Raw genomic sequence first — 19,958 nt, 5'->3', positions numbered from 1 at the left:
CGCGTGACCTTCAAGCCCTCTCTCTTGGGAAGAGGGCTACGCGTTCAGGAAGATGGGGGTGGAAGGACAACGTCGCGCACCGCCACCGCGCGCGTGCGTGACCTACTCACCCCCGTTCGCGCGTGATCCGGCGCAACGTTGCGACCAGTTCGGCGAGCGCGGGGTCGCGGATCGGCTCCGCCACCTGCAGCTCGCGCGTCCGCCCGTCGAGCGTGAGCGCGATCGTGTAGGTGCGGGCGTCGGGGCGCGGCTGCGTCGGCGCGGGCTCGCAGTCGAAGAAGGCGGCGGCGTCAGCCAGCCGTGCCAGTTCGGCGCGATCGGGCGGGGGAAGCGTCGCGAGCGGTATCGCGCACTCGCGCGCCCGCCCGGGCAGGTGCGCGAACCCGCCCTCGACCCGCATCCGCGCCTCGCCGCACGCTGCTTCGCTCCCCGCCGTCTCCGCCATCATACCACTCCGACGCTGCTCCACGCTTCGGCCACCGCCATCGCCTCTGCGCCGCCCGCGCCGTACAAAAGCGCGGCAACGTCCTGCGTCACGCGCGCGAACGCCGCGAAATCGGTGTTCGCGCCCACGGCGGGGTCGCGCAACGCCGTGTACCAGATCATGCCGGCGCGCTCCCAGGCGTTTCCGCCGATCGCGGTGGCGGCGAGATAAAAGGCGCGGTTCGGAATGCCCGAGTTGATGTGGACGCCGCCATTGTCCTGATTGGTGCGGACGAACGCGTCCATATGCGCGGGCTGCGGGTCTTTGCCGAGCACGGGATCGTCATAGGCGGTGCCCGGCGCCTTCATCGAGCGCAACGCGCTGCCCTTCACCGCGGGCGTGAACAGCCCCGCGCCGATCAGCCAGTCGGCCGTCACCGCGTCCTGACCCAGCGCGTGCTGCTTGACCAGCGAGCCGAACACGTCCGAGATGCTCTCGTTGAGCGCACCGGATTGATTGACATAGGCCAGCCCCGCCTCATGCTCGGTGACGCCGTGCGTCAGCTCATGGCCGATCACGTCGAGCGCGAGCGTGAAGCGGTTGAACAGCTCGCCGTCACCATCGCCGAACACCATCTGTTTGCCGTCCCAGAAGGCATTGTCATAGTCCTGGTCGTAATGGACGGTGGCATCGAGCGGCAGCCCGGCATCATCAATCGAATCGCGCTGATAGGCCTGCCAGAAGAGCGCGAAGGTCGCGCCGAGTCCGTCATAGGCCTCGTCCGCCGCCGCATCGCCGGTGGCGGGATCCCCTTCGCGGCGCAGCACCGTGGTGCCGGGCGCCTCCGGCCGGCCACCGCCGTCGCGGATCGTGCGCTGCGGCGTGGGCGCGAGCAGCGGTGCGGTTGCGCCGCGGCGCACACCGCCGCGCGCCGGCGCGGCGGTGGTGGCGCGGACAATCCGGATCGACGGATCGACCAGCAGCGCGTGAATCGCCTTGCTGCGCAGCTCGGCCGGCCCGTGCTCGGCGATGCGCGACAGGATGTAGGGTGGCAGGATGCAATGGAGCGAGTGGCGGTGCGTCAGCGTGCACATCGTTGGTCTCCTCTGGCGATCAATGACGGGGGCGGCGCAGCGCAAGCGGCACGAGCGCGACCCAGATGATGGTGACGAAGGCGAGCCATTGCTGCGTCTGCGCGGCACCGCCGGCCAGATCGCCGAACCCGCCGAGCGTCGCGACGTAGAGCAGGAAGGAAGCGAGCGAGACCGCGATGGCCGCGGCATCGGGAACGCCTGCCGCGTCCTGCGTGCCGCGCCAGCGCACTGCGACGACGACCAGCGCAATGAGCGCGATCAGAAGCAGCCGCAGCGCACGATCCGTGCCCGCGATCGTGTCGGCGATCGGGTAGAGCATCGTCGCCTCGACCGGGAAGAGCTTGGCGAGGCTGGTATAGTAAGGCTCGGCCGGCGATGGCGCGGTATCCGCGACGAGCGCGGCGCCCGGGTGCGGGGCGCTGCCGGCCGGCGTTACCCGTAGCGCGCCGCGCAGCAGCGGCGCCGCCGGGCCGCGCGCGGCCTCGCCGGGCGGTCGCGCCCGCAGCGCCTCGGTCGCGCGGGTCACCGCGGCGGCGTAGCGCTCCACCGCGCCATCGTCGGGTGTCAGCCCCGCGCCCGTGGCGCGCGCGGCGGTGGCGCGGTCGAGCACGGTGGCGAACACCGCCGCGTCGCCCGGGACGGTGATCAGCGTCGCGGCGAACTGGTCGAGCGCGTCGCCCAGCGCGGTGCGCAGGCCGAACAGCCGGTCGAAATAGCGCGGCAGGAACCGTCCATCGGCGACATACGACTGTACCTGCTCGGCAAGCGCGTTGGCGGCGGCGAGCGCCTCGGCATAGCGGGTCATCGCGGTCTCCTCATCACGGGCGCGCGAGCGTGGCGACCAGCCCGAGCGCGCGCGCGATCCGGTCGAGGTTGAGCCGAGCGACGGCGCGACGCTGCGCCGCGGTCAATCGCCCCGACAGCGCCGCGCGCAAATCGGCCTGCGCAGTCGCGGCGAGAGCCAGCGCGTCCGCCACCGCGGCGGCGCGGTCGGGGCCGGTGCGCGCCGCCTCGCGGGCGGCGAACACGCGCGCGGCGAGTTGCTCGCGTTGCTCGGCGGTGAGGTCGGCGCGGTGGCGCAGATAGGCGCGGAACAGCGCGTTACCATAGAGGTCGTCGGCGCTGCGCGCGGCGGTGCGGCCCCAGCCGTCGACCTCGCGGCGCAGCTCGGCCAGCGCGCGATCGACCGTGTCGCCGCGCTGTTCGACCAGCGCACGGACCTGGCCCGCGGTTCGCGCCTCGCGCGCGAGCTCGGCGGCAAAGGCGGCAAGCGCGATCAGGCTTTCGCCGCGCGGCGTCGCCGGGTCGACCTCGGCCGCGCCCGCGGCGGCAGCGACACGACCGACCTGTTCGGCGAAGGCGGTCAGCTCGGCCGAGGCGTCGGTCTTGGGCGCGACGAGGAGCGTTGCCAGCGCTTCGACATAGTCGCCGACGGCGGCGAGCAGCGCGACGCGCGGCGCGAGCAGCGCGCGCGGGCTGGTGCCGACGTCGATGCGGAGCACGGCATAGCCCGGCGCGGGGGCGTCGCCCTCGGGGCAGAGCGGCGCCGGCGGCGCGGCGGCGCTTGTCGGTACCTGGATGCGCAGCGGCGTGGCAGGAAGGCAGCTGGCGTCGCTGGCGACCAGCGCCGCGGCGGCGTCGCGGCGGCGCTGCTCCACCGCGTCGAGGTAGGCGCCGGTCGCGGTGACCGCCTCGCGCCCGCGCGCGGTGACCTCGGTCGCGGCCTCGATCCGCACCGCATTGGCGGCGCATCCGGCGAGCAGCAGCGCGGCGGCGAGTGCGGCAGGGGGCGTGACGGATCGTCGCATGGCGGGGCGGCTTACCTCCATCTCAGCGCGCGAGATCACCGAATCGGGTCGCGCTATGTGCCTCATGTTCCACGCTTGTTCTGTGTAGGACAGCGCAAAGCGGCGGATCGTGACGGAAAAGCCGCGCCCGATCGATGGCGACCGCGGCGGATGGCGGAACAGGTGGGCGCGTGTCGCGCTTGCACATCGAAGAAAGCGTCCGGCACGCTGCTCCCTCGCGCCGCGCGTGAGAGGGGCGGAAGGTCGGTGACGCTCCTATCCACAACTCGCGCAGGAGCCGCTATGTCCTTTCATCCGCCCGGTCCGCTCGGCTTTGGCGGCGCGCCGCTCGGCAATATGTTCGACACCGTTGACGAGGCCACCGCCGCGGGCGCGCTGCGCGCCGCCTGGGACAGCGGCGTGCGCTATTTCGACACCGCGCCGCATTACGGCAGCGGCCTGTCCGAACATCGCTTTGGCGCGGTGCTGCGCGACTATCCGCGTGACGCGTTCACGCTGTCGACCAAGGTCGGTCGGCTGCTCCGCCCCGACGCGCGCCGGCCCGAGAACCCGCCGTTCAAGCAGGGCCTGCCGTTCCGCGTCGAGGCCGATTACAGCTACGATGCGACGCTGCGGTCGATCGACGACAGCTTGCAGCGGCTCGGCCTCGCCCAGATCGACATCGCCTTCGTCCACGATCTCGCCGCGGATCATCTCGGCGATGCTTGGGAAGCCGAGTTTGCGGCGGCCGAGCGCGGCGCGTTCCGCGCGCTGGCCGAGCTGCGCGATCAGGGCGTGATCAAGGGCTGGGGGCTTGGGGTCAATCTGGTCGAGCCGTGCGTGCGTGCGCTCGAGCGCGCCGATCCCAACGTCTTCCTGCTGGCGGGGCGCTACAGCCTGCTCAACCAGCCGGCGCTGGATCGCTTCTTCCCGCTCTGCGCCGAGCGTGGCGCGTCTGTGGTGATCGGCGGCCCCTATAATTCGGGGTTGCTCGCGGGCGGCACCACCTTCGAATATGCCGAGGCGCCGCGCGAGATGATGGAGCGGCGCGACCGGATCGCCGCAATCTGCGCGCGGCATGACGCCGACCTGCGTGCCGCCGCGCTGCAGTTCTGCGCCGCGCCTGCGGTCGTCGCCGCGGTGATCCCCGGTGCCAAGCGCGCCGAGAAGGTGCAGGAAAATGCGCGGCTGATGCAGGCGCCGCTGCCCGCGGCACTGTGGCAGGAGTTGCGCGCCGAGCGGCTGATCCCGCCGGGCGCGCCAGTACCGGGCGAAGGGGCGGACGCATGAAGATCGGGTTCATCGGACTGGGGCAGATGGGCAGCGCGATGGCGCGCAACCTGCTCGCGGCGGGGCATGAGGTGAGCGTGTGGAACCGCTCCGCCGACAAGCTGGCGTCGCTGGTCGAGGCAGGCGCGCGCGCGGCGACCTCGCCGGCGGACGCGGCGCAAGGCGATATCGTGGCGACGATGCTGGCGGACGATCGCGCGGTCGAAGCGGTGGTCTGGGGCGAGAACGGCATCGCCACCGCACCCGCGCTCCACGTCTCGCACAGTACGATCAGCGTGGCACTGGCGGAGCGGCTCGCGGCCGAGGCCGGCGCGGGCGGCTATGTGTCCGCGCCGGTGTTCGGACGACCACCCGCGGCGGCCGCCGGCAAGCTCTTCGTCGTGGTCGCCGGTGCGGCGGCGGCGCTTGACCGCGCGCAGCCCATGTTCGACGCGATCGGCCAGCGCACCTTCCGCGTCGGCGAGCGCGCGCCGGCCGCCAATCTGGTCAAGCTCAGCGGCAATTTCATGATCATGGCCGCGGTGGAGGCGATGGCCGAGGCGATGACGCTGGCCGAACGCGGCGGCGTCGAGCGCGCAACGCTGCTCGAGATCCTGACCGAGACGTTGTTCGGCGCGCCGGTGTATCGCACCTATGGCGAGCTGCTGGTAGAGGAGAAGTTCCGCCCCGCCGGCTTCCCCGCTCCGCTCGGGCTCAAGGACATGACACTCGCCGATGCGGCGGCGACCGCCTATCGCGTGCCGATGCCGCTGCTCGGGATCGTGCGCGACCATCTGCGCAGCACGATCGCGATCGAGGGCGAGGACATCGACTGGTCCGGGATGGCGCTCGCGCTGCGCCGCGGCGCGGGGCAGTGAGACGGTTCGCCCGCTACGCTGCCGCCGACTCCGCGTCCAGCAGCCAGGCTTCGGCCTGCTCGATCGTCTCGAAATAACAGGCGGCACGATCGGCCGCGGCGCGGCGGATCTGCGAGCGCGCGAGCGAGCGGGCCACCACAAAGCCGAGCCGGCGTGAGGCATGGCGCGGGTCGGCGAGCACGGCGCGGAACTCGGCGACGCTGCCCTGCGCCTGGATGTCCATGTCGCGAATGTCGACGAGCGTGACATGCGCGTTGGCGCCGCAGGTGAGCAGGGCGTGCGCGGCGTCGCGCGCGGCGACGAAGCGCGCGATCGCGGCGGCGTCGAAGAAGCCCGACATGGTGATGCGCACGAGCGCGCGCGGCACGTCGACCTGGATGAGGAAGTGCGCGGTCATCGCCGGGCGGCTTAGGCGAGGGCTGGTAAAGGTTGCGTTAGCTGCGTGGGGGATGGGCGAGACATCAGCCAAGAGCTGGCGTCATCCTGAACTCGTTTCAGGATCCACGTTGCGGCATGACCGAGCGGGTCGGTGCTCGCGGCCCGGTAGATCCTGAAACGAGTTCAGGATGACGCCGGAGGGGGGCTTAGCTCGTCTTCGTTTGCCCGCTTCACCGCTCGCCGATCGCGCACCCCTCCGGCCGACGCACCGGGTTGCAGCGCGCCACGCCGCCGCCGGGCAGCGCCACGTGATAGCCACCGGGGAAGCGCGGGTCGGGCCAGAGATAGTCGGTCGACACATATTGCGCCCCGCTCGCCAGCGCGGTGTCGCGGCGGCGCGTGTCGTTGCTGCGCGCCTCGCGCGTCTCGGCGTCGGCACGGGTGCGCACGAGATAATTCGCGGCAACGTCACGGCGGATTCGCGCCGCATCCGCCATCGTCTCGTTGAGCGTGAGATAAGCGGCGGCGGGCGAGTCCTCGTCGGTGTTGATGAAGAACACGCGCCCCTCGAGCGAGCGCCGCGCACCGCGGTACAGCGCCACCTTCGCCGGCGTCTCGTCCAGAGCGAACAGGATCTTGCCGCGCGCCTGCTCCAGCGACGGCCAGTTGTTCGCCAGCACCGCGTCGCGCAGCGTCGGGTAGCGGCCCTGGACGTCGTCGGGGGTGATCAGCTTGGACGGCGGCAGCACCGCACGGATCTCGGCGTCGAGCGCGTCATAGCCGGTCGCGTCGGGCACGACCGAGTCGATCCCGCCGCGTGCCGCATTCTGCTCGTCCTTGACGTTGAACATCAGCATGATCGGCACGTGGCGCGGGTGCGCGTCGGACCAGCGGCGGATGATCGTCAGACACTCGGTCAGCAGCACGCAACTGGACGAATTGTCGATGCCGGGGATGTGGAGCACCTTGTAGCCCGGGCGGCGTAGCGCCGGATCCTCCGAGCCGTGCGCATAATGGCCGCCCTGCGGATCATAGTTGACGTCGATTTCGAGCTGGCGCGCGCCCTTGTCGAGCTGCTCGCTGAGGTCGCGGTGCGCATAGTCGAGCGCGTCGGCGAGCTTCGGGTCGGCGGCGCGCAGTCGTGCCATGGTCGCGGCCGGCATCGCGCGTTTGTAGCTGTTGTGCGTGCCGATCACCTGCACGTCGTTGAGCCGCAGCGGCGCGGCGTCGCGCGCGACGGCGGGAGCGGAGAGGAGAGTGGCGAGCGCGAGCGCGCGGGCGAGGTGGATCATGCGTGCGCCGTAGGAAGCGCGCGTGAAAGTGGCGTGACACCGTCGGCAAGTCGCCGAGTCTCTGCCGCGCTCGGCAATGGTTTCCGCTCAACATCAGCGGCTTGCGCGAGATCGCTTGTGCCGGTGCGGCGTGGTATTATTGTCAGACAACAGCAGGGTGGCGACAGGCTGCCCGCAGGGGGAGGAAAGACGGAATGCGCTCGCTGTTGCTCGCTGGCGTGGCCGCCGCGTCGCTGGTGCTGCCGCTCGGATCGAACGCCGCGGCGCAGGAGCTGCCGCAGGTGCAGCCGGTGCAGGTCGATCCCTCCCGGCCCGACTGGGAAAATCCCGCGGTCAATGCGCGCAACAAGATCGCCGCGCATGCCACCGGCTTCCCGTTCGAAACGCGTGCGCTCGCGATTGCGGGCGAGGAGGCGCGCTCGTCACGCTACGTCACGCTCGACGGGACGTGGAAGTTCGCGCTTTCGCCCAGCTCGGACGACCTGCCCGCGGGGTTCGAGAAGCCCGACTTCGATGTCGCAGGGTGGAAGGACATCAAGGTCCCCGGCGACTGGCAGGCGCAGGGCTTCGACCAGCCGCGCTACAACAACGTCACCTATCCGTTCCCGGCCAACCGCCCGCTGATCCCGCACGCGACCAACCCGGTCGGCTCCTATCGCCGCGACGTCGACGTGCCCGCCGGCTGGCAGGGCAGCGACGTGATCCTCCACATCGGCGCGGCGGGCTCCGCCTACGAGATCTGGGTCAACGGCGAGAAGGTCGGCTATTCCGAGGACTCGAAGCTGCCGAGCGAGTTCGACGTCACCCGCTTCGTGAAGCCGGGGCGCAACACGGTGGCGATCCAGATCCACCGCTGGTCCGACGGCAGCTACCTCGAGGACCAGGACTTCTGGCGCGTCTCGGGGATCGAGCGCTCGGTCTATCTGCTCGCCGCGCCGAAGACGCGCGTGCGCGACGTGTTCGTCCACGCCGGGCTCGACGACGCCTATCGCGACGGCACGTTCGCGGTGGAGGTGGCGGTGGGCGGCACCGCGGCGGCGAGCGCGCGCTACGTGCTGATGGACGGCGACCGCGTGCTCCAGCAGGCGCGCGCCGAAGTGCCGGCGGGCTCGGGCGAGCGCAAGGTGACGCTGAGCGGCACTGTCGCGAACGTGCGACCGTGGACCGCGGAGACGCCCAGTCTCTACACGCTGCTGGTCGAGCTGTCTGACGCCAAGGGCGCGCTGATCGAGTCGAGCGCCCGTCAGATCGGCTTCCGCAGGGTCGCGATCATCGACGGCCGCGTGACGGTGAACGGCAGGCCGATCACGATCCGCGGCGTCAACCGCCACGAGCACGATCCGGAGACCTTCCACACGATCACGCGCGCGTCGATGGAGCGCGACGTTCAGCTGATGAAGCGCAACAACATCAACGCGCTGCGCATGTCGCACTATCCCAACGACCCGTATATGTACGAGCTCGCCGATCGCTACGGCCTCTATGTCATGGACGAGGCTAACGTCGAGAGCCACGCTTACATGGAGGCGGGCAACAACCACCCCGACGATCGCGCCAAGCTCCAGATCGGCTTCGACCCGGCGTGGAAGGACGCGCATGTCAGCCGCGTCACCAACATGATCGAGCGCGACAAGAACCACGCTTCGGTGATCTTCTGGTCGCTCGGCAACGAGGCGGGGATCGGGCCGAACTTCGAGGCGGGCGCGGCCGCCGCCAAGCAGCGCGACCCGTCGCGGCTGCTGAGCTATCTCGGCTGGGGCACGTGGGAGGGCGTCCACGACCATCGCCCCAATTACTTCGCCGACATCTATGCGCCTATGTACGACACGGTCGAGAAGATGCGCGATTATGCCGTCAACTGGCGCTTCAAGCAGCCGATGATCCAGTGCGAATACGCGCACATGATGGGCCAGACCGGCGGCAATCTAAAGGAATATTGGGACACGATCTACGCTCACCCCGACAAGCTGCAGGGCGGCTTCGTGTGGGACTGGGTCGACCAGTCGATGTACCGCTACGCCAAGGACGGGCGGCGCTATTGGGGCGATGGCAGCGAATATGGCGCCAACCCGGGCGGCGACATCGAGTTCGGCGACGGCCTGCTCCAGTCCGACCGCACGCCCAACCCGCAGCTGTACGAGCTGCGCAAGGTCTATGCGCCGGCGCAGTTCGACGGCTTCGACACAGCCACCGGCCGCGTGACGGTGCGCAACCGCCACGACTTCCGCGATCTGTCGGGTTTCAGCTTCGACTGGGAGCTGGCGGAGGACGGCGTGCCGATCGCCAAGGGCGCGCTGCCGCCGCTGGCGACACCGGCGCGCGGCGCGGAGGCGATCACGCTGCCGCTCGCCGGCTATCAGCGCAAGCCGGGGTCGGAATATTTCATCACGGTCAACGTCCACGCTAAGGAGGGTGCGATCCCCGGCGTGGCCGGCGGCACGCTGCTCGGCTTCGAGCAGTTCCAGGTTCAGCCCGGTACGGCGATCGCCCCGGCCGCGGCAGCGGGCGCGGTGGCGCTCCGGCAGGCGAGCGGCGCGGTGACGCTGTCGGCGAACGGCGCGACGCTGGTGATCGATCGCGCCACCGGGCTGGTGCGTGACTATGCGCAGGGCGGGCGGACCCTCGCGAGCGGCGGCGCGCCGCATTTCTGGCGCGCGGTGACCGACAATGACATCGGCATCGGCACCGACCGCAAGCTGGCGATGTGGAAGGCGATGAGCGACACGCGGCGGGTCACCGCGGTGCGCAGCGCGCGCACCGACGCCGGCGCCGAGGTCACGGTCGACTATGCGCTGGGCGACGGGGCCGCGACCTTCACCACGCGCTACGCCATGGCGGCGGACGGCAGCGTGGCGGTCGACGGCCAGTTCACGCCGGTGAAGACCGACCTGCCCGCGCCGTTCCGCGTCGGGCTCGCCTTCGCGATGCCGACCGACGTGACCGAGGTGGAATGGTATGGGCGCGGCCCGCACGAGAGCTATGTCGATCGCAAGACCTCGGCGCCGATCGGGCTGTGGCGCGGCAAGATCGCCGAGCAGAACCACGACTTCATCCGCCCGCAGGAGACCGGCAACAAGGTCGACGTGCGCTGGATGGAACTCTCGGGGGGCGGACGGGGCGTGCGCGTCCAGGGTGACCGGCCCTTGATGATGAACGCGCTGGCCTTCCCCTATGCCGACCTCGACCGCCATACGCCGGGCACGTGGAAGTCGACCGACGTCGTCCCGCACGGACAGGTGACCTTGCTGGTCGACTCGGCGCAATGGGGCGTCGGCGGCGACACCGAATGGAGTCAGGCGGGATTGCCGATGCCGCAATATCGTACCCGGCTTGAGCCGACGCGCGTGACGTTCCGCTTGTCGCCCTTCAGCGGCGAGGTCACCACGCCGGACCGTGCTCGTCCGGCCAGCGCCACGGGCGAGGAGTGAGCGAGGCCGGCACTCGTCGGCGGCGTGGTGCGCTGATGCCAAGCCGCCGCACGGCGGCATGATGATAAGAGCGGCCATGGCCACCAGCCTGAGCGAGAGGTGGCATCGGAAAGGCGCATGCTGCTCCAACGCGTCGAGCAGCATCCGTCCGCGGACGTGACCCGCCGGCGGATCGGAGTGCCCGAGCAGCTGGTGCTCACGCCCGTAGCGCTTGGCGGGAGAGGATAGCCGCTCAACCGAGCGGCCGTGCGGCTGGCGTTCGCTTGCGCCGTCGTTGCGCCACCCGCCTGCTGTGCGGCGCGTGAGCCATGTGCCACGGGGCCGATCGGGCCGGCCGCTGTCCCCCGGGGTCTGATCCATCTCGATGGAAATGCCAGCGTGCTTCGGCGAACGCCGCGGCCCGGGGCCATCAACGTGACCGCCCGTGGCTCTGACCCTCCGCATGCGCGGGAGTACGGTTGAACATGCTTTAGAACGGCGGAGGCACAAACGGTCACTTGGCCGGTCGCTGGGGCGCGGGGTGATTCGGCCGCGCCATGCCTAGCTACAATTTGGTTGCGCCAAATTTACTAAGCTATGTTGAGACGGGCCGCTGTTTGCGGACAATCCTACGCGCTGTCTTCTAACCTGATTCGGTGATACCAGCCGGAGCGGTTGTAGGCCGTAACCAGTATATCCAAACACTTAGCGTTAGTAGGCCAGAAGCGGACCTTTGCGCAAACGGATGACAACGTCGTCTTGCTTATCAATAGGGCGCCCCGACGAGATCACGGGACGCGCCATGGTATTGCAGACTGCCCTTTTTAGCACGGCGGCGGCGCTGTTGCTGTGGCCAACGGCCGGCCCGGTCGCGTCGGGCTTGCTCGCCGGGCTCTCGCGCTCGGCCTCGAACTCGCCCGGCGCGGTGCTCCCTCTCTGAGCGCCACGCGCGCTCCGATCAGACCGATCCGACACCTCCTTACATCACAGGACTTTTCATCAATGCGCGTGAAGACCTTCCTCCTGTTGGCGGCAGCGCCGCTGGCGATCGTGCTGTCCAGGACGGCCTCGGCCCAAGCCCTCGCCAGCGCGGCCGATGCGACCGACGCCACGGCGAGCCACAAGCAGCCTGAGGCCGATGCGCCGCGCCGCGATGTCGTGATCACCGCGGTGGCCCGCGGGCGCGACCGGCTCGACACCGCCGTATCGACCAGCCAGCTGCTCGCCGACGATATCGACAAGATCGCGCCGCGCTCGCTGGCGGAGGTGTTCCGCAACATCCCCGGCATCCGCTCGGAAAGTTCGAGCGGCGAGGGCGGCGCCAATCTGTCGATCCGCGGCCTGCCGATGGCCACCGGCGGCGGTAAATACTTGCAGCTGCAGGAAGACGGCCTGCCCGTGCTGGAATATGGCGACATCGCTTTCGCCAACGCCGACATGTTCATGCGGGCCGATCTCAACCTCGCCACGATCGCCTCGATCCGCGGCGGTTCCGCCTCCACCTTCGCGTCCAACTCGCCCGGCGGCGTGATCAACCTGATCTCCAAGACCGGCGAGACCGAGGGCGGCGCGGTGCAGCTGCTCGAGGGCCTAGACTATGGCGAGCATCGCCTCGACGTGGATTATGGCGGGCGGCTCGGTGACACGTGGCGCTACCATTTCGGCGGCTTCGTGCGCATCGGGCAGGGGCCGCGCCAGATCGGTTATCAGGGGAACCGCGGCGGACAGTTCAAGCTGAACATCACCAAGGAGTTCGAGGGCGGCTATGTCCGCCTGTACGGCAAGGTGCTCGACGACGGCGCGGTCGGCTATGCGCCCAACCCGGTGCGCGTGACCGGCAGCGACGCCGCACCGCACTACGAGAGCCTGCCGGGCTTCGATATCGGCCACGACGCGCTGTTTTCGCGTTATGCGCTGCGCGTTCCGACGCTCGACGGCGACAATCGCTACAGCGTCTATGACGAGCGCCAAGGCCGCCGCTCGACGGTGCAGTCGATCGGCCTTGAGGCGCAGGCGACGCTCGCCGGCTTCACCGTCGTCGATCGCTTCCGCTACAGCCATATCAACGGTCGCATCGGCGGCGATTTCCCCGAAAGCGTGGGCGCGGCGAGCGAGATCGCCGCTACCCTCGTCAAGTCTGCCGGCACGTTGCGCTACGCCACCGGCCCGAACGCGGGTGTCACGATCACGGACCCAACCGTGCTGGGCGGCGGCAACGGCCTGCTCGCCCGGATGATCGTCTTCAACACCAAGCTCAACGATCTCGGCAACGTCTTCAACGATCTGCGCGGCAGCCGCGTCGACCCGATCGGCCCCGGCGAGCTGACCAGCACGCTCGGCCTGTACAATTCGCGGCAGGATATCCACACCGACTGGCTGTGGGCCTCGCGCGTGATGGAGGTGCGCGGCGGCGGTAACGCGGCGCTGGTCGACGTGCTCGACGCCGACGGCGTCGCACAGACGCAGGACGGCGTGTACGGTTATGGCGCCAGCTTCTTCCAGGACTGCTGCCGCCGCCGGCACCGCGTCGACTATTTCACCAACGCGCCGTTCGGCTCGCTCAACTACAAGCTCGGGCGCGTTTCGGTCGGCGCGAGCGTGCGCTATGATCTCGGTCACGCGGAGGGGCTGATTGCGGGGTCGGACCTGTATCCCAAGCAGCCGATCCCACTGACGACACGCGATATGAACGGCGACGGCGTGATCGTCCCGGCGGAAACGCGCGTCGCCTATTTCCCTGACGGCTTCTCCGCGCCGGTCGATTACGACTGGCACTATCTGTCCTATTCGTCGGGCATCAACCTCCGCCTCGCCGAGCCGTTCGCGGTCTTTGCGCGCTACAGCCGCGGCGGGCGTACAAACGCCGACCGGCTGCTGTTCAACCCGAACGACATCAGCTTGAAGACGGGCCGGCTCACCAAGCCGAACGCCGCGGTCGATCGCGTCGAGCAGGCCGAAGGAGGAATTAAATACCGGCATGCCGGCGCCCGGCTCGATCTCACCGGCTTCTGGGCGCAGACGGGTGAGCAGAATGCGGAGAGCACGCGGCCCGGCGTCTTCGTCGATCGCGTGTACCGCGCGCACGGCGTCGAGGCGGAGGGTGGGCTCGACCTTGGCGTCTTCCGGCTCTCCGCCGGCGGCACCTACACCGACTCCAGGATCGTCGCCGACCAGATCAAGCCGATCACCATCGGCAATGTGCCGCGGCGCCAGGCGCGGTTCATCTACCAGGCGACGCCCGAGCTGGCGTTCGGCCGGGTGGAGCTGGGCGCCAATGTCGTCGGCACGACCAGCAGCTTCACCGACGACACGAACAAGCTGAAACTGCCCGCCTTCACCACCGTCGGCGCGTTCGCCACCTGGCATCTGGGCGGCCGCGTGCAGCTGTCCGTCAACAGCAACAACGTGCTCGACACGCTCGGCTTCACTGAATCCGAGAACGCGGCGATCCCGGCGAACGGGATCGTGCGCGCCCGCGCCATCAACGGGCGCACCACCTCGCTGGCGCTGCGCCTGTTACTGTAGCCGCCCCGGTCAGGCCGCCGCAGGGCGGAGCATCGGCTCCACCTGCGGCGCGCTCGGCTCACGCCAGCGCTCCGCCAGACGACGATACGTCGCCAGCGCCTGCCCGACGACCTGGTCCATGTTGTAATAGCGGTAGGTCGCCAGCCGACCGACGAAGCTGACGCCCGCCTCGGCGATCGCCAGCGCCTCGTAGCGCTTGAACAGCTCCTGATTTTCCGGACGCGGAATGGGGTAATAAGGATCACCCTCCGCGCTCGGATATTCATAGGTGATGCTGGTATTGGGCGCCTGCTGGCCGGTCAGGTGCTTATATTCGGTGACGCGCGTGTACGGCACATCGGGCGACGGATAGTTCACCACCGCGACCGGCTGGTGCCACTCCTGCGACAGCGTTTCGTGCTGGAACCGCAGCGAGCGGTACGGCAGCTTGCCGTAGCGATAGCCGAAATATTCGTCGATCGGTCCCGTGAAGACGAGATGGTCGTGCGGATAGGCGTCGCGCGCCTCGCAATAATCGACGCCGAGCAGCAGATCGATGTTGGGGTTGTCGAGCATCCGCTCGAACATCCGTGTATAGCCCTCCAGCGGCATCGCCTGGAACGTATCGGTAAAATAGCGATCGTCGGTGTTGGTGCGGGTCGGCACCCGCGCGGTGACCGACTTGTCGAGTTCGGACGGATCGAGCCCCCATTGCTTGCGCGTATAACCCTGGAAGAACGTCTCGTAGAGGTCGCGGCCGACGGCCGAGATCACCACGTCCGCCGAGGTGCGCACCACGTCGACCGGCTCGGCGCGGCTGGCGAGGAACGCAGCCGCGTCCTCCTCGGTCGCGAGGTCGAGCCCGTAGAGCGCGTTGAGGGTGGTGCGGTTGATCGGCATCGGCACCAGCGTGCCGCGCACGTCCGCGAGCACGCGATGCTCGTACGGGCGCCACTCGGTGAAGCGCGACAGATAGTCGACGATCTCGCTCGAGTTGGTGTGGAAGATGTGCGGCCCGTACTGGTGCATCAGCACACCGCCCGCGTCGAGATGATCGAACGCGTTGCCGGCCACATGCGGCCGGCGATCGACCACCAGCACGCGCTTGCCCGAGGCGTTGGCGAGCCGCTCCGCCATTACCGCACCCGCGAACCCAGCACCGACGACCATCACGTCGTAGCGCTCGCGCCCGCTCACCGGCCACACCGTCGGCGAGACGATCGGCTGGACGTGACGTCCGGCGGCGATCGCGCGATCGATCAGCGCGGCCATTTCGTGCTGCACCTGATCCCACGACCCGCGCGCGAGCATCGCGTCGACCGCGGGCAGCCAGTCGTCCGGCGTGCGCGCGAGCGCCAGCGCCTCGTCGCAGGCAGTGGCGAAGGCGGCGGCATCACCCGCCACGAACACGCCGCGCACGTCGCGATAGCTGCGCACCACGTCGGTCACCGGGGTGGACACCACGGGGCGGCCCGCGGCGAGATATTCGGGTGTCTTGGTCGGGCTGATGAAGCGTGTCGCCTCGTTGATCGCGAACGGCATCAGCGCCACGTCCCAGCCGCGCAGATCGTCGGGCAGCTCGGCGTAGCTGCGCCCGCCGGGGTAGTGCAGGTTGGGGCGACGCGGCAGATCGTCGGGCGCGATCTTCACCACCGGGCCGACGATCACGATGCTGTACTCGGGCCGCGCGTCCGCGAGCGCGGCGAGCAGATCGAGGTCCATGCGCTCGTCGATCACGCCGTAGAAGCCGAAGCGCGGGCGCGGCAGCCCCGCCTGGTCCGCAGGGGAGGCGCCGGGCGCCCGCGCGGCGGCGAAATGGGCGACATCCACGCTCGAGGGGAAGGCGTGCACCGCGGCGTGGCGGTCCCGCTTCGCCTCGTAGAGACTGTAGCCGCCAGTGAAGACGAGATCCGCCTGATCGATCAGCCGCTGCTCGAGCGGCAGCAGGTCGCGCGGCGCGTTCTTGAACTGCGACAGCTCGTCCATACAATCATAGACGATGCAGTCAGCCGCGAGATGCTCCGAGAACGGCAGCATCATCGGCGTATAGTACCAGCGCACCACCGGCGCGGGTGTGTCGCGCATCACGGTGTCGAGCAGGTCGCGCAGCGTGGCACAGACCGAATCTCCGTCGAGACCGGCAGGCAGATGCGGGGTGCAGACGATCACGCCGGTGGTGGCGCAGCGCGTCTGCTCGACCCGCGCCGCGGCAAGCGACTCCGTGACGATCGGCTCTTCCCAGAACAACACCTGTCGCGACGCCGCGAAGCGGCTCATCAGATGCTGCGGGCGCTGGAAGACGAAATTCCACCGCAGGTGGCTGAAGCAGACCAGCGTGCCCCCTTCCGCTTTGTCGGTCGCACGATGCTCCTGGTGCGGCAGGTGAGGCGGAGGCAGGGTCACGGAAGTGTCTCCCGGAGTTTCGGACATATTGGGAAACTCAGGAACATAGCCGCATGTTCCAGGGTAAGTATTTGACAAACATAGGTTTGAATAAGCCCTGCTCCGTCGCATTTTCGCGCCCCTAGGCAACGACGCGCGTTTCGAGACGTTGGCGGCACGGTCGAGCGAAGGAGCGGACGGTGCGCGAACTCGAACTTTGGGGCGGACTAGAGTGTACCGTGAATCGCGTCGGCGACTATTACGTCGATCAATTTGCGCTGCTCGGTCACCGCAATCGGCCTGACGATATCGAGCTGATCGCTGATGTCGGCATCACCAGTCTCCGCTTCCCGATCCACTGGGAAAGCGTCGCGCCGGAGCATCCCGATGAGCGTCACTGGCGTTGGTACGACGAGCGATTGGAGCGGTTCCGCGCGCGCGGGATCGCGGTGATCGCCGGGCTGGTGCATCATGGCTCGGGCCCGCGCTACACCGATCTGCTCGACCCGCGCTTCCCCGAGCTGCTCGCGGACTATGCACGCGCAGCCGCCGAGCGTTACCCGTGGATCGAACGCTGGACGCCTGTCAACGAGCCGCTCACCACGGCGCGCTTTACGGCGCTTTACGGTCATTGGTACCCGCATCGCCGCAACGAAGGCGATTTCTGGCGCGCGCTGGTCAATCAGGTCGATGCCACGTCGCGCGCGATGGCGGCGATCCGCTCCGTCACGCCGCACGCGGAGCTGATCCAGACCGAGGATCTCGGGCGGAGCTTCGGCACCGTGGTCACGCGCGATCAGGTCGCGTTCGACAATGTGCGGCGCTGGGCGACGTGGGACCTGTTGTGCGGGCGCGTCGATCAGCGTCACCCGTTGTGGTCACGGCTGGTCGGCTTCGGGCTGGCGGAGCAGCTCGCCCGACTGCACGAGGCGCCATGCCCGCCCGATGTGATCGGGGTGAACCATTATCTCACCAGCGACCGCTTCCTCGACCACCGGGTGGAGCGCTATCCTCGCCACACGCATGGCGGCAACGAACGCCAGCGTTTCGCCGACATCGAGGCGGTGCGCGTGCTTGAGCCGGGCGCGCCGGGGCTTGCGGGCGCATTGCGCGAAGCATGGGCGCGCTATCGCCTGCCGCTGGCGGTGACCGAGGTGCACAACGGCTGCACGCGCGAAGAGCAGATGCGCTGGATGGCGGAAGCTTGGGACGTCGCCGGATCGCTCCGGGAGGAAGGCGTCGACCTGCGCGCGGTGACCTGCTGGTCGCTGCTCGGCAGCCAGGGTTGGAACACGTTGCTGACCACCCCCGGGCTGTATGAGCCCGGTGTCTACGACGTGTCAGACGGGGTGCCGCGCGCCACCGCAATGGTGCCGCTGCTGCGTGCGCTCGTGTCCGGTGGTGCGCGCGATCCGCTGGTGCGCGCGCCCGGCTGGTGGCGCAGGCCGGAGCGGCTCGCTTATGCCGCGGTGCCGCGTCCCGCGCCTGTTGCGGCGCGTCACCCGCAGGGCGCGACGGGGGCGGATGACATACCTCCATTGCTGGTGGTCGGGCGCGACGACTCGCTCCTGCCCCACATGCTCGCCGCATGCGAGCAGCGCGCGATCCCGGTCGTGCTCGCGCAGTCCGGTACCGGCCCGGTCCCGTCCTGGGCGATCGTTGATCTCGGGGGTGACCACCTGCGCCCCGTCGCCGACCCGTCCGGTCCGCGGCTTCGCTTTGACCTAGCATGGAGCGACAGCACGCCGGCGACGCCGCGGCAGGATCAGGCGACGCTGGTGATCTACGCGCGCGACCTGTTCGCGGCCGAGCGACCGCTCGCCTCGACGGCGGCCGAGCCCACCTACGCGCCCGATCTCGTCCGCGCGGCGCTCGATCTGCTGATCGACCGCGCGACCGGCGCGTGGACGGTTCGTCACGGCGCCGCAGGACAGGACCGGCCCGAGCGCGGGGTGTTGCTGATGCGCCCGCTGGACGACGCGCTGGCCGACTATGACGCCGCGCGCGCCGCCGCACTGACCTGCGCCGCCTGATCCGAAAAGCCACTCACCCAGGTCAAGGCGCGGAAAACGCGTCGCGGTCCGGCGTTCTCCTGCTGAATAAAGGCACGGAGAGACAATATGTTGATCGATGTGAGCAAGGCCGATCAGCTGCTCGCCGCCCCCTGGGCGGCGGCGGAGCGACGTCCCGCGCTGCTCGCATTGCTGCGACTGCTCGACGCGCGCGGCTATGACTTCGTTACGGCCACGCCGGGAACGCACACACGCGTCCTCGCGCGCGCGCCCGACCAGCTCGCGCGTGACCTGCGTGATGTGCTGGGCTGGAGTCGTCGCTTCGAGCCCGCCTTGCTCGACGCCGAGCTGCGGGATGCGCTCCGCGCTGCCGGCGCCGTGGCGACGGAACCCGATGGCCGGCTGCGTCCTTTGCTGCGCGCCTCCCGCGTCGAGAGCCGGCTCTTTCTCCACTCGGCGTTTCCGACCGACGCGCCCGACTCGGTGTTCCTCGGGCCGGACAGCTATCGCTTCGCGCAGCTCATCGCGGCGCAGCTCGACCATCGCGCCACGCGCGTGCTCGATTATGGCGCGGGCGCGGGCGTCGGCGGGATCGTCGCGGCGTCGTGGCTCGACCGGGCGCATCTCACGCTCGCCGACATCAACCCGCGCGCGCTGGTGCTCGCCAGCGTCAACGCGGAGCACGCCGGCGTGAGCCATGCGACCGAGCGGGTCGAGGCGCCGCGCGATCTCGCCGGCTCATTCGACCTGATCGTCACGCATCCGCCTTTCATGATTGATCCCGGCCGCCGTGCCTATCGCGATGGCGGCGATCTGTACGGCGCACGATTGTCGCTCGAATGGGTGGTGCAGGGACTTGCGCTGCTCGCCCCCGGCGGACGGCTGGTCCTCCACACCGGGGTGTCGATCGTCGACGGGCGCGACGTGCTGCGCGAGGCGCTGCGGGAGCGGCTGCCCGCGATCGGGGTGCGGCTCGACTATCGCGAGCTCGATCCCGACATCTTCAGCGAGGATCTAGACCAGCCCGGTTATGAACGGGTCGAGCGGATCGCCGCAGTCGGTCTGGTCGTTGAGCGCACCGGCGCGGTTTGAGCGTCGCGACCGGGAGAGAAGGATGTTGCCGCTCAACGGAGTGCTCGAGACCGCATTGTACGTCGACGACAAGCCGCGCTCGATCGCGTTCTTTCACGACATGATGGGTCTGGCGATCCTGCGCGACGAGGAGCGGCTGACCGCGCTCGACGCCGGCGGTGGCAGCGTGTTGCTGCTGTTCACGCGCGGCCAGTCCACCGCCGGCGAGGACACGCCGCAGGGGCACATTCCGGGTCACGACGGCGCAGGGCCGCTACACATGGCGTTCAAGGTCGCGGCGGCGGACTATGACGCCTGGTGCGCGCATCTGCGGGAAGCGGCTGTGCCCGAGCTGAGCGAGATCCACTGGCCGGCGGGCGGGCGCAGCTTCTACTTCAACGATCCCGACGGCCATGTGCTGGAGATCGCGACGCCGGGGCTGTGGCCGAACTACTGACGC

14 protein-coding genes are annotated in these 19,958 nt (G+C 69.4%); 7 read left to right on the top strand and 7 right to left on the bottom strand.

Annotated features, from left to right (window positions below; translation table 11 throughout):
* Nucleotides 1-106: 106 nt before the first annotated feature.
* Genes ACMGDM_RS03670 through ACMGDM_RS03655 form a run of 4 tightly spaced genes read right to left on the bottom strand, consistent with a single transcriptional unit; the run spans nucleotide 107 to nucleotide 3,326 of the window.
* The gene (locus tag ACMGDM_RS03670; protein ID WP_436802759.1) at nucleotides 107-445 is read right to left on the bottom strand and encodes a protealysin inhibitor emfourin; all 339 of its coding nucleotides are present in this window, start codon (nucleotides 443-445) and stop codon (nucleotides 107-109) included.
* Entirely contained in the window at nucleotides 445-1,518 is a 1,074-nt protein-coding gene (locus tag ACMGDM_RS03665) for a M4 family metallopeptidase (RefSeq protein WP_436802758.1), read from the bottom strand. The genes ACMGDM_RS03670 and ACMGDM_RS03665 overlap by 1 nt, the downstream gene beginning before the upstream one ends.
* A gap of 19 nt (nucleotides 1,519-1,537) precedes the next feature.
* On the bottom strand, nucleotides 1,538-2,323 hold the full coding sequence (locus ACMGDM_RS03660; RefSeq protein ID WP_436802757.1) for a hypothetical protein: 786 nt from the start codon (nucleotides 2,321-2,323) through the stop codon (nucleotides 1,538-1,540).
* Between the two features lie 13 nt (nucleotides 2,324-2,336).
* A complete protein-coding gene (locus tag ACMGDM_RS03655) occupies nucleotides 2,337-3,326 on the bottom strand; it encodes a hypothetical protein (protein ID WP_436802756.1) in 990 nt (329 codons plus the stop codon).
* 282 nt (nucleotides 3,327-3,608) lie between these two features.
* On the opposite strand from ACMGDM_RS03655, the gene ACMGDM_RS03650 reads away from it, so the two are divergent.
* Nucleotides 3,609-4,595, top strand: a complete 987-nt coding sequence (locus ACMGDM_RS03650; RefSeq protein ID WP_436802755.1) for an aldo/keto reductase — start codon at nucleotides 3,609-3,611, stop codon at nucleotides 4,593-4,595.
* The gene (locus ACMGDM_RS03645) at nucleotides 4,592-5,452 is read left to right on the top strand and encodes an NAD(P)-dependent oxidoreductase (protein ID WP_436802754.1); all 861 of its coding nucleotides are present in this window, start codon (nucleotides 4,592-4,594) and stop codon (nucleotides 5,450-5,452) included. The genes ACMGDM_RS03650 and ACMGDM_RS03645 overlap by 4 nt, the downstream gene beginning before the upstream one ends.
* A gap of 13 nt (nucleotides 5,453-5,465) precedes the next feature.
* Here ACMGDM_RS03645 and ACMGDM_RS03640 read toward each other — a convergent pair whose 3' ends face one another.
* A complete protein-coding gene (locus ACMGDM_RS03640) occupies nucleotides 5,466-5,849 on the bottom strand; it encodes a hypothetical protein (RefSeq protein ID WP_436802753.1) in 384 nt (127 codons plus the stop codon).
* Between the two features lie 211 nt (nucleotides 5,850-6,060).
* Nucleotides 6,061-7,122 carry a phosphatidylinositol-specific phospholipase C1-like protein gene (locus tag ACMGDM_RS03635; protein WP_436802752.1) on the bottom strand — a complete coding sequence of 354 codons (1,062 nt, stop codon included), beginning with the start codon at nucleotides 7,120-7,122 and terminating at the stop codon, nucleotides 6,061-6,063.
* Between the two features lie 194 nt (nucleotides 7,123-7,316).
* On the opposite strand from ACMGDM_RS03635, the gene ACMGDM_RS03630 reads away from it, so the two are divergent.
* Nucleotides 7,317-10,550, top strand: a complete 3,234-nt coding sequence (locus ACMGDM_RS03630) for a glycoside hydrolase family 2 TIM barrel-domain containing protein (RefSeq protein ID WP_436802751.1) — start codon at nucleotides 7,317-7,319, stop codon at nucleotides 10,548-10,550.
* Between the two features lie 981 nt (nucleotides 10,551-11,531).
* Complete coding sequence (locus tag ACMGDM_RS03625) at nucleotides 11,532-14,054, top strand: TonB-dependent receptor domain-containing protein (protein WP_436802750.1); 2,523 nt, start codon at nucleotides 11,532-11,534, stop codon at nucleotides 14,052-14,054.
* 9 nt (nucleotides 14,055-14,063) lie between these two features.
* Here ACMGDM_RS03625 and glf read toward each other — a convergent pair whose 3' ends face one another.
* A complete protein-coding gene (gene glf / locus ACMGDM_RS03620) occupies nucleotides 14,064-16,436 on the bottom strand; it encodes a UDP-galactopyranose mutase (RefSeq protein ID WP_436802749.1) in 2,373 nt (790 codons plus the stop codon).
* A gap of 179 nt (nucleotides 16,437-16,615) precedes the next feature.
* Here glf and ACMGDM_RS03615 point away from each other — a divergent pair, with 179 nt between their 5' ends.
* The 3 genes from ACMGDM_RS03615 (at nucleotide 16,616) to ACMGDM_RS03605 (ending at nucleotide 19,955) form a co-directional block, all read left to right on the top strand.
* Nucleotides 16,616-18,448, top strand: coding sequence for a family 1 glycosylhydrolase (locus ACMGDM_RS03615; RefSeq protein ID WP_436802748.1), 1,833 nt, complete (start codon nucleotides 16,616-16,618; stop codon nucleotides 18,446-18,448).
* An 87-nt stretch (nucleotides 18,449-18,535) separates the two neighbouring features.
* Nucleotides 18,536-19,519 carry a methyltransferase gene (locus ACMGDM_RS03610; protein WP_436802747.1) on the top strand — a complete coding sequence of 328 codons (984 nt, stop codon included), beginning with the start codon at nucleotides 18,536-18,538 and terminating at the stop codon, nucleotides 19,517-19,519.
* Nucleotides 19,520-19,541: 22 nt separating this feature from the next.
* Nucleotides 19,542-19,955, top strand: coding sequence for a VOC family protein (locus ACMGDM_RS03605; RefSeq protein ID WP_436802746.1), 414 nt, complete (start codon nucleotides 19,542-19,544; stop codon nucleotides 19,953-19,955).
* Nucleotides 19,956-19,958 lie beyond the last annotated feature (3 nt).

Origin of the sequence: Sphingomonas larreae, assembly GCF_051400595.1 — a bacterium.
In the GTDB taxonomy this organism is placed as follows: Bacteria; Pseudomonadota; Alphaproteobacteria; order Sphingomonadales; family Sphingomonadaceae; genus Sphingomonas.
The sequence above is the reverse complement of the archived record's forward strand: the minus strand, read 5'-3'. Positions and strand labels throughout refer to the sequence as shown.